The 13,000-nt window shown below is 51.5% G+C and carries 11 protein-coding genes; 2 read left to right on the top strand and 9 right to left on the bottom strand.

Features of this window, described 5'->3' with window-relative positions; all coding sequences use genetic code 11:
* From rffG to trxA, 8 genes are all read right to left on the bottom strand, one after another.
* Positions 1-1,068: a dTDP-glucose 4,6-dehydratase gene (gene rffG / locus OGY68_RS00195; RefSeq protein ID WP_057067466.1), complete on the bottom strand. Its 1,068-nt coding sequence runs from the start codon at positions 1,066-1,068 to the stop codon at positions 1-3.
* Complete coding sequence (gene wecC / locus OGY68_RS00190) at positions 1,068-2,330, bottom strand: UDP-N-acetyl-D-mannosamine dehydrogenase (protein WP_057067465.1); 1,263 nt, start codon at positions 2,328-2,330, stop codon at positions 1,068-1,070. The genes rffG and wecC overlap by 1 nt, the downstream gene beginning before the upstream one ends.
* The gene (gene wecB / locus OGY68_RS00185) at positions 2,327-3,457 is read right to left on the bottom strand and encodes a non-hydrolyzing UDP-N-acetylglucosamine 2-epimerase (RefSeq protein ID WP_032934208.1); all 1,131 of its coding nucleotides are present in this window, start codon (positions 3,455-3,457) and stop codon (positions 2,327-2,329) included. Before wecB ends, wecC begins: the two co-directional genes overlap by 4 nt.
* Positions 3,458-3,512: 55 nt before the next feature.
* Positions 3,513-4,559: an ECA polysaccharide chain length modulation protein gene (gene wzzE, locus OGY68_RS00180; RefSeq protein ID WP_003829003.1), complete on the bottom strand. Its 1,047-nt coding sequence runs from the start codon at positions 4,557-4,559 to the stop codon at positions 3,513-3,515.
* A 12-nt stretch (positions 4,560-4,571) separates the two neighbouring features.
* On the bottom strand, positions 4,572-5,675 hold the full coding sequence (wecA, locus tag OGY68_RS00175; protein WP_032945680.1) for a UDP-N-acetylglucosamine--undecaprenyl-phosphate N-acetylglucosaminephosphotransferase: 1,104 nt from the start codon (positions 5,673-5,675) through the stop codon (positions 4,572-4,574).
* Positions 5,676-5,913: 238 nt separating this feature from the next.
* The gene (gene rho, locus OGY68_RS00170; RefSeq protein ID WP_002437993.1) at positions 5,914-7,173 is read right to left on the bottom strand and encodes a transcription termination factor Rho; all 1,260 of its coding nucleotides are present in this window, start codon (positions 7,171-7,173) and stop codon (positions 5,914-5,916) included.
* An 87-nt stretch (positions 7,174-7,260) separates the two neighbouring features.
* The gene (locus OGY68_RS00165; protein WP_049259789.1) at positions 7,261-7,380 is read right to left on the bottom strand and encodes a rho operon leader peptide; all 120 of its coding nucleotides are present in this window, start codon (positions 7,378-7,380) and stop codon (positions 7,261-7,263) included.
* A gap of 130 nt (positions 7,381-7,510) precedes the next feature.
* The gene (trxA, locus tag OGY68_RS00160) at positions 7,511-7,840 is read right to left on the bottom strand and encodes a thioredoxin TrxA (protein WP_001280776.1); all 330 of its coding nucleotides are present in this window, start codon (positions 7,838-7,840) and stop codon (positions 7,511-7,513) included.
* A gap of 143 nt (positions 7,841-7,983) precedes the next feature.
* Between trxA and rhlB the strand changes: the two genes are divergently transcribed.
* Together rhlB and gppA are read left to right on the top strand one after the other, a co-directional pair.
* Positions 7,984-9,252: an ATP-dependent RNA helicase RhlB gene (gene rhlB / locus OGY68_RS00155; protein ID WP_057067464.1), complete on the top strand. Its 1,269-nt coding sequence runs from the start codon at positions 7,984-7,986 to the stop codon at positions 9,250-9,252.
* Between the two features lie 136 nt (positions 9,253-9,388).
* Positions 9,389-10,870: a guanosine-5'-triphosphate,3'-diphosphate diphosphatase gene (gene gppA, locus OGY68_RS00150; protein WP_057067463.1), complete on the top strand. Its 1,482-nt coding sequence runs from the start codon at positions 9,389-9,391 to the stop codon at positions 10,868-10,870.
* A 51-nt stretch (positions 10,871-10,921) separates the two neighbouring features.
* Here the strand turns inward: gppA and rep are convergent, their stop codons facing one another.
* The gene (gene rep, locus OGY68_RS00145) at positions 10,922-12,943 is read right to left on the bottom strand and encodes a DNA helicase Rep (protein ID WP_057067462.1); all 2,022 of its coding nucleotides are present in this window, start codon (positions 12,941-12,943) and stop codon (positions 10,922-10,924) included.
* Positions 12,944-13,000: the final 57 nt, after the last annotated feature.

Genomic DNA, 13,000 nt, shown 5'->3' with positions numbered 1-13,000 from the left:
TTAGCCCTTCAGACCTAAACGTTCGCCCTGGTAACTGCCGTCCTGCACGGGTTTCCACCATGCCTGATTAGCCAGATACCACTGCACGGTTTTGCGCATTCCGCTTTCAAACGTTTCTTGCGGCATCCAGCCTAGTTCACGCGCAATTTTCGACGCGTCAATGGCATAACGCAAATCATGACCCGGGCGATCGTCCACAAAAGCGATCAAGTCGCGGTACTGCGCGATACCCTGCGGCTTTTGCGGTGCCAGCTCTTCCAACAGGCTGCAAACCGTTTCGACAACTTCCAGGTTTTTACGCTCGTTATGGCCACCGATATTATAGGTTTCTCCCACCGCGCCCGTTCTCGCCACACAATAGAGCGCCCTGGCGTGATCTTCTACATACAACCAGTCACGGATCTGTTGCCCATTGCCGTAAACCGGCAACGGCTTCCCCGCCAATGCGTTGAGGATCATCAGCGGAATCAGTTTTTCCGGGAAATGGTACGGACCATAGTTGTTAGAACAGTTGGTTATCAGCGTTGGCAGACCGTAGGTACGCAGCCAGGCACGAACCAGATGATCGCTGCTGGCTTTCGACGCGGAATAAGGGCTGCTCGGTGCATACGGTGTGGTTTCAGTGAAGAAATCATCCGTAGAATGCAGGTCGCCATACACCTCGTCAGTCGAGATATGGTGGAAACGAAACGCTGATTTTTTCTCGCTGGTTAAATCACTCCAGTAAGCGCGCGCCGCTTCCAACAGCGTGTAGGTTCCCACGATGTTAGTTTCGATAAAGGCGGCCGGACCATCAATTGAGCGATCGACGTGGCTTTCTGCCGCCAGATGCATCACGCAGTCCGGCTGATAGTGTTGAAACACCCTGTCGAGCGAAGCTCGATCGCAGATATCGACTTTCTCAAAGGTAAAACGAGGATTCTGTGCAACCGGCTCCAGCGACATCAGGTTTCCGGCATAGGTCAGCTTATCGACCACAATTGCCGCATCCTGAGTCTCCTGAATGATATGCCGTACAACCGCCGAGCCAATGAATCCCGCTCCACCGGTAACCAGAATTCGTTTCATTAGCGCCAGACCCCTTTGGTATCAACGATATATTGCTGGTGAACCGCATCGCCTTTAATGGCTTTAAATTCATTATGGTCGACCAGCAAGACCAGCACATCGGCGCTAGCCAGGGCATCGTCCAGCGCTGCCAGTTGGCACAGACCGTCCAGTTTTTTCGGCAGTTGATGGATGTTCGGTTCCACTACCAATGTTTCGCCTTTGTGCCAATGCGCGATGCTTTGCGCAATTCCCATCGCCGGGCTTTCACGTAAGTCATCAATATTCGGTTTAAATGCCAGACCAAAACAGGCAATGTTCACTTCGCTGGCCCGTTTATTGGTATCCGCCAGACAGTCGGCCACGGCAGCTTTTACCTGATCAACCACCCAATGAGGTTTACCGTCGTTTACCTCACGCGCGGTGCGAATCAATTTCGCCTGCTGCGGGTTCTGCGCCACGATAAACCACGGATCAACCGCGATACAGTGCCCGCCAACCCCCGGACCCGGTTGTAAAATATTCACGCGCGGATGGCGATTTGCCAGTCGAATCAGTTCCCAGACGTTGATCCCCTGATCGGCGCAAATCAGCGACAACTCATTGGCGAAAGCGATATTGACGTCGCGGAAGCTATTCTCAGTCAGTTTGCACATTTCCGCCGTACGGGCGTTGGTCACGACACATTCGCCCTCCAGGAAAATGTTGTACAGTTCGCTAGCACGCGCGGAACAGACGGAGGTCATACCCCCAATCACGCGGTCGTTTTTAATCAGTTCAACCATCACCTGGCCCGGCAGCACGCGCTCTGGGCAATAAGCAATGTTAACGTCCGCGTGTTCACCGACTTGCTGCGGGAACGTCAGGTCAGGCCGCATTTCTGCAAGCCATGTGGCCATCTGTTCAGTGGCCCCGACAGGCGACGTCGATTCAAGGATCACCAACGCGCCTTTTTTCAGCACCGGTGCAAGAGATTTAGCCGCGGCTTCCACATAAACCATATCGGGTTCGTGCTCCCCCTTAAACGGAGTAGGCACAGCAATCAGATAGGCATCCGCATCTACAGGGGTTGTGGTCGCACGCAGAAATCCATTTTCGACCGCCGTTTTCACCACGGCGCCCAAATCTGGCTCAACGATATGAATTTCACCGCGATTAATGGTATCCACCGCGTGTTGATTTACATCTACGCCAATCACATGCTTTTGACGGGAAGCAAAGGCAGCCGCCGTCGGCAGTCCGATATAACCCAGCCCAATGACAGAAATGGTCGTAAAACTCATAGCGATATCCGATTATTTTTTAACGCGTGTAAAATGCGGCCACATGCCTGCCCGTCACCATACGGATTATGGGCGCGGCTCATGGTCTGATATTCATTGTCGTCATGCAGCAAACGCGTGACTTCTTCGACAATACGCTGCGGGTCGGTCCCTACCAGACGTACTGTGCCTGCAGTAATCGCTTCCGGACGTTCCGTCGTTTCGCGCATCACCAGTACCGGTTTCCCCAGAGATGGGGCTTCTTCCTGAATCCCGCCAGAGTCGGTAAGGATCAGCCAGGCGTGATTCATCAGCCAGACAAACGGCATATAATCCTGCGGTTCAATCAGGATGACGTTTTCAACGTGCCCCAGAATGCGATTAACCGGTTCGCTGACGTTAGGATTCAGGTGCACCGGATAGACAATCTGTACGTTCTGATTGGCCGCGGCAATTTCCGCCAGCGCATGACAAATGTGTTCAAAACCACGACCGAAGCTTTCCCGACGATGACCGGTCACCAGTATCATCTTTTTATCCGAGCTCAGGAATGGGTAATGCTCTGCTAGTTCAGCTCGTAATGCATCACTCGCCAGTACGCGATCGCGTACCCAGATCAACGCATCAATAACCGTATTACCTGTAACGAAGATACGGCTATCAGAAATGTTTTCCCGTAACAGGTTTTGGCGCGAGTTTTCTGTTGGTGCAAAATGATACATCGCCAGATGCCCGGTCAGCGTACGGTTCGCCTCTTCCGGCCAGGGAGAGTAGAGATCGCCTGTACGTAAGCCTGCCTCCACATGCCCTACCGGGATGCGCTGATAGAACGCGGCCAGGCTAGTAGCAATGGTGGTTGTGGTATCGCCGTGAACTAACACAACGTCAGGTTTAAAATCAGCCAGAATTGGCTTTAATCCTTCCAGTATTCGGCAGGTAATTTCTGTTAGTCCCTGACCTGGCTGCATAATATTGAGATCGTAGTCAGGTACAATGGAAAAGAGGTTCAACACCTGATCGAGCATCTCCCGATGCTGCGCCGTGACGCAAACTTTTGCCTCAAAATCAGGATCTTTTGCCAGCGCATGAACCAGAGGTGCCATTTTTATGGCCTCCGGTCGCGTGCCAAATACAGTCAGTACTTTCACATCGATTCTCTTCGGATTGGCAGTGAGGGCCCAGCCCCTCACTGCAACGATATTGCTAAATCGTGCGGCGACGGGTTAACGCGACACCAGCACCGATCAGAGCCCCAACGATGCCCCACATAATCATCAGGAAGGCACGACGAGGGCTGTCACGTTTTACCGGTTCCTCCGGCGTACGCAAATAACGATAGGTCTGAAAACGCGGATCCAGAGTTGGCCCAACGTTCAGTGTGTTAAGCATGGCTCGGTTTTGGAAGTAGTCCAGATCGAAATCGGGACCAACAGATTGCAGGTTTTCGAGTCGCGCCTGCAGCATAGGACGTCCAAGCAAAAACAGTTCAGAATCGGGTAGCTCTTCAGCCGGAACGTCAGTGGAAGTACGCGAAATATTATGCTGTTCAGCAATTTTGAGAGCCTGCTCAATGTTGTGAACTCGGCGAGAGAAAATCGATTTCGCCACTTCTTCCTGGCGTTTAACCTGCGCCTTCATCTGCACAGTGCGCGCAGCCCAGGCTCCCTTTAACTCGTCGTTCAGATGACGCGCCGCACGCTGACTGGCAAACGCGACGTACTGACGCAACAGATTGTTGGCATCAGGTGCCGTTTCGGCAATCAGCTTCACGCTGTCATTGGTATTACGAACCGCATCGCCGGGCATAAACTGAATGTTATTAATCAGTTCATCCAGCATCGCCGCATCGGCTTTACTGTTCCCCACCATACGTTGCTTGTAATAATCAGTCTGCTGCCAGAATTCACGGCGCGTATCCCATGAGGCAAGCTGCATGATAAATTCTTTATAGGCCTCATCCATCACTGACGGCTGATCCGCAGATGCAAGACTGGCCTTGATGTCCAGGTTACGTAAGAACTGCTGCTGAGAGTAATAGCCGCCCAACATATTAACCGTTGGCCTGTCTGAAATCGCCGTCGCGCTCCACTCCTGACGAGCAAAAAACGTATAGGCGAGAGCGACTAACGCGAAGGCGAGAGCCATACCGACGATCCACACCTTCCCTGTCCACAAAGTACGAAACAACCCACGGATGTCCAGTTCATTTTCAGCGCTCATGGCATGTTCCCCCGGTAATGGTTGTGTCATCGTACCCTCAATTTATTTGGTTAAGTTTGGTTTACTGTCACGGTTTCTACGCAACTTGCGCTTCCAGCGTTTGATAAATCTCGCTACCTTCCAGGCACGTTTAATACAATAGTCGTACAAGACAAATGCCAGTAAAAAGAGCACCAGCATCACCCATTCCGGAACGACCCGAGAATATTCAGCCAACACGCCGATAGAAGCCAGGATCGCAGCAGCCAGCGTAATCAGGACAAAAGCCTGTCGGGAGGTAAACCCGGCGCGCATAATTAAATGATGAATATGTTGGCGGTCCGGGGAGAAAGGGCTCATACCTTTACGTAAACGACGATACATGATCGCCACCATATCCATTAACGGAATGGCAATAATCCACAGTGCGGTGACCGGGCTAATAGGATGCGTTTTACCTTGAGTGGTCTCCAGCAGGATCCAGATGACCGTAAAGCCAATCAGCGTACTCCCCGCATCACCCATAAAGACCTTATAGCGACGTCCGAGAATACCCAGGTTCAGCATGATGTAAGGCAGAATGGCGGCGATCATGGCAAAACACCAGATAGCCAGGCTTGTCTGGCCGTCAAACCACAAGATAAGCCCCATTGCGGCGAATGATACGCTGGATAGCCCGCCTAACAGACCATCAATCCCATCCACCATGTTAAAGGCGTTAATTGCAGCCCAAACGGCGAAAAGGGTAAGGAAATAGCCAAAAGGACCGAGCACCATTTCCCAAGGGCCAAAAATGAACCCAAGGCTCAACAGATAGAGCTTACCTACCGCCATCATAATGATGCCGATGATAGCCTGGATGGTCGCACGGATTTTTACACTGATATCAAAGCGGTCGTCCAGCGCACCGATAAACACCAGTACACCGGCACAAGCCAGGTAGAGAGTTGCATGCGGGATATAATAATCGGCGATGAGGAACGTAAAGCAAATGCCTGCGTAAACCGAAATCCCCCCAACCAACGGAATCAGTCCCTGATGACGTTTGCGGAAGTTGGGTTTATCCACCAATCCTATCTTTTTCGCAACCTTACGGGCAAAGAAAAGAAACAGCGTTGTGAATAAAAAAATACTGATGAGATCAGTACTTGCTGTCAGTAAATTCACTATACATACTCTCAAAGAATATCAATATATGAAGTATAACCATCCAGGCGATTATTCAGAAGAGAAACCCGATTCCATATCAGGTGGTTCTGTATGATTATTAACCACAAAATACGAATTACAACCCTTCATCGCCAGGCGGTATGTCATACCGGATTATTATTATTGTGTCGTTAAGATTACATCCACAAAAGCAAAACGCCACGTAAAAACGTGGCGTTTTCAGATGATGCCCGAATCAGGAACGCTTCATCATATCGAAGAAATCGTCGTTGGTCTTGGTCATCGCCAGTTTGTTAATGAGGAATTCCATTGCGTCGATTTCACCCATCGGATGGATGATTTTGCGCAGGATCCACATTTTCTGCAGCTCTTCCTGGGTAGTGAGCAGCTCTTCTTTACGGGTACCGGAACGGTTGTAGTCGATAGCCGGGAAGACGCGTTTTTCAGCAATCTTACGAGAGAGATGCAGTTCCATGTTGCCGGTACCTTTAAACTCTTCGTAGATAACTTCATCCATTTTAGAGCCGGTATCAATCAGCGCAGTAGCGATGATGGTCAGGCTACCGCCCTCTTCCACGTTACGTGCAGCACCAAAGAAACGCTTCGGACGATGCAGGGCGTTGGCGTCCACACCACCGGTCAGTACTTTACCGGAAGCCGGAACCACGGTGTTATATGCACGCGCCAGACGGGTTATGGAGTCAAGCAGAATGATAACGTCTTTCTTGTGTTCAACCAGACGTTTCGCCTTCTCGATAACCATTTCCGCAACCTGAACGTGGCGGGAGGCTGGTTCGTCAAAGGTAGAGGCAACCACTTCACCTTTCACCAGACGCTGCATCTCGGTAACTTCTTCCGGACGTTCGTCAATCAGCAGTACCATCAGCACGCAGTCAGGATGATTGTATGCAATGCTCTGCGCGATGTTCTGCAGCAGCATGGTTTTACCCGCTTTCGGCGGAGCAACAATCAGACCACGTTGGCCACGACCGATCGGCGATGCCAGATCCAGTACACGCGCCGTTAAGTCTTCAGTAGAACCGTTACCACGTTCCATACGCAGACGAGAGTTTGCGTGCAGAGGCGTTAAGTTCTCAAAGAGGATTTTGTTACGGGCGTTTTCTGGTTTGTCGTAGTTAACTTCGTTAACTTTCAACAGCGCAAAGTAGCGTTCACCTTCTTTCGGCGGGCGAATCTTACCAGAAATGGTATCACCAGTGCGGAGGTTGAAACGGCGGATTTGGCTGGGAGAAACGTAGATGTCATCAGGACCGGCGAGGTAGGAGCTGTCTGCAGAGCGGAGGAAACCAAATCCATCCTGCAATATCTCCAGCACACCGTCACCAAAGATATCTTCGCCACTCTTTGCGTGCTGCTTCAGGATGGCAAAAATAATGTCCTGCTTGCGCATACGAGCCAGGTTTTCAAGGCCCATATTTTCGCCGAGAGTGATCAGCTCAGAAACCGGCGTATTCTTTAATTCGGTAAGATTCATAATGGTGTGAGTTCTTAAACTTGGGGTAAATCTCGAACTTAATGTTGTGAATGGTATGGCAGGGTCATCCATGCCTGTTTACGGCCATCAACTCATGTCTGTTCGCTGTCTGGTCACAGGAAAGTACGCAGAACTGAAACGACAAGACGGATTGAGTGACAAGCCAGGAATCTGTCCACTTCTCGCGCGAGAAACAACGGGAAGTATTGGATATAACTAGATTCAAACTTAATAAGGTATGTTTAATACGAAGTCAACACTAACTTAGCACGACTCAAGTCGGGCGTCCAGTCATCCGAATCATTTCGAAGTAGGGTCGCCCGATCATGAGACTTCCTTACGCTAAATTAGCGTCGAGGAATTCTTTCAACTGACCTTTGGACAGCGCGCCGACTTTCGTCGCCGCAACTTCGCCGTTTTTAAACAGCAGCAGGGTCGGGATGCCACGGATACCATACTTCGGCGCGGTGCCTGGGTTTTGGTCAATGTTCAGTTTAGCAACCGTCAGTTTGCCCTGATATTCGTCAGCGATTTCATCCAGAATCGGAGCGATCATTTTGCACGGACCGCACCACTCTGCCCAGAAATCAACGAGGATTGCTCCGTCCGCTTTGAGTACATCCGTGTCAAAACTGTCGTCAGTCAGGTGAATAATTTTATCGCTCATAATAACTCCACAGGAATAAGCCTGGTGCATTGGTGTAGCATTAATCAACGACGTGTTGATGTAGCATTAACCAACTAAAGGTTGACTTTATTTCACCGGATACGCTTTCGTAAAGCAATAGTAAGCTGATATTCTACCACACTATGAGCAAAACACATTTAACAGAACAGAAGTTTTCCGACTTCGCCCTGCACCCAAAGGTGATAGAAGCCCTTGAAAATAAAGGCTTTCATAACTGTACGCCCATTCAGGCCCTCGCGCTGCCGCTAACGCTGGCTGGTCGTGATGTTGCCGGGCAGGCGCAAACCGGTACCGGAAAAACGATGGCGTTCCTGACGTCAACGTTTCATTATCTTCTCTCTCATCCCGAGATTGCCGATCGCAAGGTGAACCAACCGCGTGCGTTAATTATGGCGCCAACGCGTGAGTTAGCCGTGCAGATCCACGCCGATGCCGAGCCGCTGGCACAGACCACTGGTCTGAAATTAGGCCTGGCGTATGGCGGCGACGGTTACGATAAACAGCTGAAAGTGCTGGAAAGCGGCGTCGATATTCTTATCGGCACGACCGGTCGTCTCATCGACTATGCAAAACAGAACCACATTAATCTGGGCGCGATTCAGGTCGTGGTGCTGGATGAAGCCGATCGTATGTACGATCTGGGCTTTATTAAAGATATCCGTTGGCTGTTCCGTCGTATGCCGCCAACCACCCAACGTCTGAACATGCTGTTTTCTGCAACCCTCTCTTACCGCGTTCGCGAACTGGCGTTCGAACAGATGAATAACGCTGAGTACGTTGAAGTCGAACCGGAACAGAAAACTGGCCACCGCATTAAAGAAGAGCTCTTCTACCCTTCCAACGAAGAGAAAATGCGTTTGCTGCAAACGCTGATTGAAGAAGAGTGGCCAGATCGCGCCATTGTTTTTGCTAACACCAAGCATCGTTGTGAAGATATCTGGGGCAGCCTTGCTGCGGACGGTCATCGCGTCGGTCTGCTGACCGGTGACGTAGCACAGAAAAAACGTCTGCGTATTCTTGATGAGTTCACCCGTGGCGATCTCGACATTCTCGTTGCGACGGATGTCGCTGCGCGTGGCCTGCATATCCCAGCAGTAACGCACGTATTTAACTATGACCTGCCGGATGACTGTGAAGATTACGTTCACCGAATCGGTCGTACCGGACGTGCTGGCGCAAGCGGTCACTCTATCAGCCTGGCCTGTGAAGAGTACGCGCTGAATTTACCCGCAATCGAGACCTATATCGGCCACTCGATTCCGGTCAGCAAATATAACCCGGATGCGCTGATGACCGATCTGCCGAAGCCGTTGCGCTTAACGCGCCCGCGTACAGGCAATGGCCCACGCCGTACCGGTGGTGCTCCGCGTAATCGTCGTCGTTCAGGTTAAGAAAAGTTATGCCATACACAAAATCATTCAGCCTGTATCAAGGCGGCAAGAAAACGAATCCCGATGAGCTTATTTTAGTAAATGATTCGGGTGAGAGAACGCAGCCAACACAGATACAGGTTGAAGGATGAAGTGTATGAATTCTACTTCGCTGTATGCAGCAATCGATCTCGGCTCGAATAGTTTTCATATGCTGGTTGTACGCGAGGTGGCAGGAAGCATCCAGACGCTCACGCGTATCAAACGCAAAGTGCGTCTGGCCGCTGGACTCAACGGTGACAACGAGCTCTCTGTTGAAGCGATGGAGCGCGGCTGGCAATGCTTGCGCTTGTTTGCAGAACGTCTGCAGGATATTCCGCATCCTCAAATCCGGGTGGTCGCCACGGCAACATTACGCATCGCCGTAAATTCCGATGTGTTTATTGCTAAAGCGCAAGAGATCCTTGGCTGCCCTGTCCAGGTAATTAGCGGTGAAGAAGAAGCGCGACTGATTTATCAAGGTGTGGCCCACACAACCGGCGGTGCCGATCAGCGTCTGGTTGTGGATATTGGTGGCGCCAGCACTGAATTAGTCACCGGTTCCGGCGCACAAACCACCTCTCTGTTCAGCCTGTCGATGGGCTGCGTCACCTGGCTCGAACGTTATTTTACCGATCGTAATCTGGCACAGGATAACTTTGACGAGGCAGAGAAGGCCGCACGTGAAGTTCTGCGCCCGGTCGCCGACAAACTGCGTTTTCATGGCTGGAAAGTTTGCGTTGGTGCCTCTGGTACCGTCCAGGCGTTGCAGGAAATCATGATGGCGCAGGGTATGGATGAGCGCATTACGCTGGCCAAACTTCAGCAGCTTAAGCAGCGCGCCATTCACTGCGGTCGTCTGGAAGAGCTGGAAATCGAAGGGTTAACGCTGGAACGTGCGCTGGTTTTCCCCAGCGGGCTGGCCATTCTGATTGCTATTTTCACCGAACTGAACATTCAATGCATGACCTTGGCCGGCGGCGCATTACGTGAAGGTCTGGTCTACGGCATGCTGCATCTGGCGGTGGATCAGGATATTCGTAGCCGCACATTACGAAATATCCAGCGTCGCTTTATGGTCGATACAGAGCAAGCACATCGCGTTGCCAATTTAGCGACTAAATTTCTCGATCAGGTAGAAAAAAAGTGGCATCTTGAACCGATTAGCCGCGAACTACTGATTAGTGCCTGTCAGCTGCATGAAATTGGCCTGAGCGTTGATTTTAAACAGGCGCCACAGCATGCCGCTTATCTGGTGCGCAATCTCGATCTCCCGGGTTTTACCCCTGCGCAAAAGAAACTGCTAGCAACGCTGTTACTCAACCAGACCAACCCCGTCGATCTCTCTTCGCTCCACCAGCAAAACGCAGTGCCACCGCGCATCGCGGAGCATCTTTGCCGTTTGCTACGTTTGGCGATCATCTTCGCCAGCCGTCGCCGTGACGATCTTGTGCCGGAAATTCAAATGGATGCAAGAAACGAGCACCTGACGGTCACGCTACCAGAAGGCTGGCTGGAACATCATCCGCTGGGTAAAGAGTTAATCGATCAGGAAAGTCAGTGGCAAAGCTATGTCCACTGGCCGTTGGACGTTCATTAGATGTTGGTTGCCGGATAGCGCGCGTTTACACGTATCCGGCCTACAGAATACCTACTTTGCTTTAGCTTTCGCCATCATTGCCCGAATATTAGCGATGCTGGCCTGCCCTTTTTGCATCCGCTCCTCAGCGCTCACCACTTTACGCTCTTGTTCCCAGATAACGTCATCCTGTGGCAGCTCCAGCAGGAAACGACTCGGTTCCGGACGCACCAGCTCACCATACTGACGACGCTCTTTACACAGAGTGAAGATGAGTTCTTTCTGTGCACGCGTAATCCCTACGTAAGCCAGACGACGTTCTTCGTCGATATTGTCTTCATCGATACTGCTCTGGTGCGGCAAAAATCCTTCTTCCATTCCCACCATAAACACGTAAGGGAACTCCAGCCCTTTTGATGCATGCAGCGTCATCAACTGCACCTGATCCAGCTCTTCTTCGCTCTCTCCACGCTCCATCATGTCGCGCAGGGTAAAGCGGGTAACGACCTGGGTCAGGGTCATCGGCTCTTCCAGCTCACTGCCTTCCAGCATCTCCGTCATCCAGCTGAACAGCGTATTGACGTTTTTCATACGCATTTCAGCCGCTTTCGGGCTCGGCGAGGTTTCATACAGCCAGGATTCGTAATCAATACCGTGAATCAGATCGCGTACAGCGGCAACCGGTTCGCGCTCCGCCAGGCGCTGAATTTCACCCAGCCAGTGCGTAAAGCGGGTCAGAGAATCATACCCGCGCCCGGTCAGTGTCTGGCTAAGCCCCATATCAAAGCTGGCGGTAAACAGGCTTTTATTACGCGTCATCGCCCATTCACCCAACTTTTGCAGCGTGGCCGGACCGATTTCACGCTTTGGCGTGTTTACGATGCGCAAAAATGCGCTGTCGTCATCCGGGTTGCTCAGCACACGCAGGTAGGCCAGCAAATCTTTAATCTCCGGACGCGAGAAGAACGATGTTCCGCCGGAAATTTTGTACGGGATACGGTTCTGCATCAGAAACTTTTCGAACACGCGCGACTGATGATTACCGCGATAAAGGATGGCGTAGTCTTTATATTGCGTCTTGTTCACAAAGTGATGGGCAATTAATTCCCCGGTCACACGTTCGGCTTCATGCTCTTCATTATTTGCGCTCAGCACCTTCAGCTCAGCGCCGTAGCCCAGCTCAGAAAAGAGCCGCTTTTCAAAGACGTGTGGATTGTTCGCAATGAGGATGTTCGCCGCCTTAAGGATGCGACCTGATGAACGGTAGTTTTGCTCCAGCTTCACCACCTGTAAAGCCGGAAAATCTTTGCTCAACAGTACCAGGTTCTGCGGACGGGCGCCGCGCCAGGAGTAGATCGACTGATCGTCATCGCCCACGACGGTAAAGCGCGCACGTTTCCCTACCAGCAACTTCACCAGCTCATACTGGCTGGTGTTGGTATCCTGATATTCATCCACCAGCAGGTAGCGGATTCTGTTTTGCCAGCGCTCACGCACTTCTTCATTGCGCTGTAGCAGCAGAGTAGGAAGCAGGATAAGATCGTCAAAATCGAGGACGTTACACGCCTTCATATGCGCGTCATACAGACCATAGCAGTGGGCAAAAATACGATCGCGCTCGCCCTTTGCGCTGGCTGCCGCCTGCGCCGGAGTCATCAGATCGTTTTTCCAGTTGGAGATCGTCGAGATCAGCTGCTGGAGAATAAGCTTATCGTCTTCAATTAGCCCTTCGGTCAGTTCCTTAAGCAGGGCCACCTGGTCGGTATCGTCAAACAGCGAGAAGTTCGACTTCATCCCCAGCGCCGCATATTCGCGCTTAATGACATCCAGTCCCAGTGTGTGGAAAGTGGAGATCATCAACCCACGCGCCTCTTTACGACCCAGCGTTTGCGCCACGCGCTCTTTCATCTCGCGCGCAGCCTTATTGGTAAAGGTCACTGCCGCAATATGTCGTGCCTGATAGCCACATTCACGGATCAGATGGGCTATTTTGTTGGTGATAACACGCGTCTTGCCGGAACCCGCTCCCGCCAGCACCAGGCAAGGTCCGGTGACGAATTCGACGGCTTGTTGTTGTCCGGGGTTCAAACGCATAAAGGGTCACTCATGAAAGTCGGGAGGGGAGAATAACAGCGTGGTAGTATAGCCAGC

Source organism: Citrobacter sp. Cpo065 (assembly GCF_030332805.1).
GTDB lineage: Bacteria > Pseudomonadota > Gammaproteobacteria > Enterobacterales > Enterobacteriaceae > Citrobacter > Citrobacter portucalensis.
Note: the sequence above shows the minus strand (reverse complement) of the source record. Positions and strands in the feature narration are given on the sequence as shown.

Coding starts and splice junctions, on each gene's coding strand:
- wecC (WP_057067465.1), bottom strand. CDS start 2,330: ATGAGTTTTACGACCATTTCTGTCATTGGGCTGGGTTATATCGGACTG.
- rffG (WP_057067466.1), bottom strand. CDS start 1,068: ATGAAACGAATTCTGGTTACCGGTGGAGCGGGATTCATTGGCTCGGCG.
- gppA (WP_057067463.1), top strand. CDS start 9,389: ATGAATTCTACTTCGCTGTATGCAGCAATCGATCTCGGCTCGAATAGT.
- rhlB (WP_057067464.1), top strand. CDS start 7,984: ATGAGCAAAACACATTTAACAGAACAGAAGTTTTCCGACTTCGCCCTG.
- rep (WP_057067462.1), bottom strand. CDS start 12,943: ATGCGTTTGAACCCCGGACAACAACAAGCCGTCGAATTCGTCACCGGA.
- rho (WP_002437993.1), bottom strand. CDS start 7,173: ATGAATCTTACCGAATTAAAGAATACGCCGGTTTCTGAGCTGATCACT.
- wzzE (WP_003829003.1), bottom strand. CDS start 4,559: ATGACACAACCATTACCGGGGGAACATGCCATGAGCGCTGAAAATGAA.
- trxA (WP_001280776.1), bottom strand. CDS start 7,840: ATGAGCGATAAAATTATTCACCTGACTGACGACAGTTTTGACACGGAT.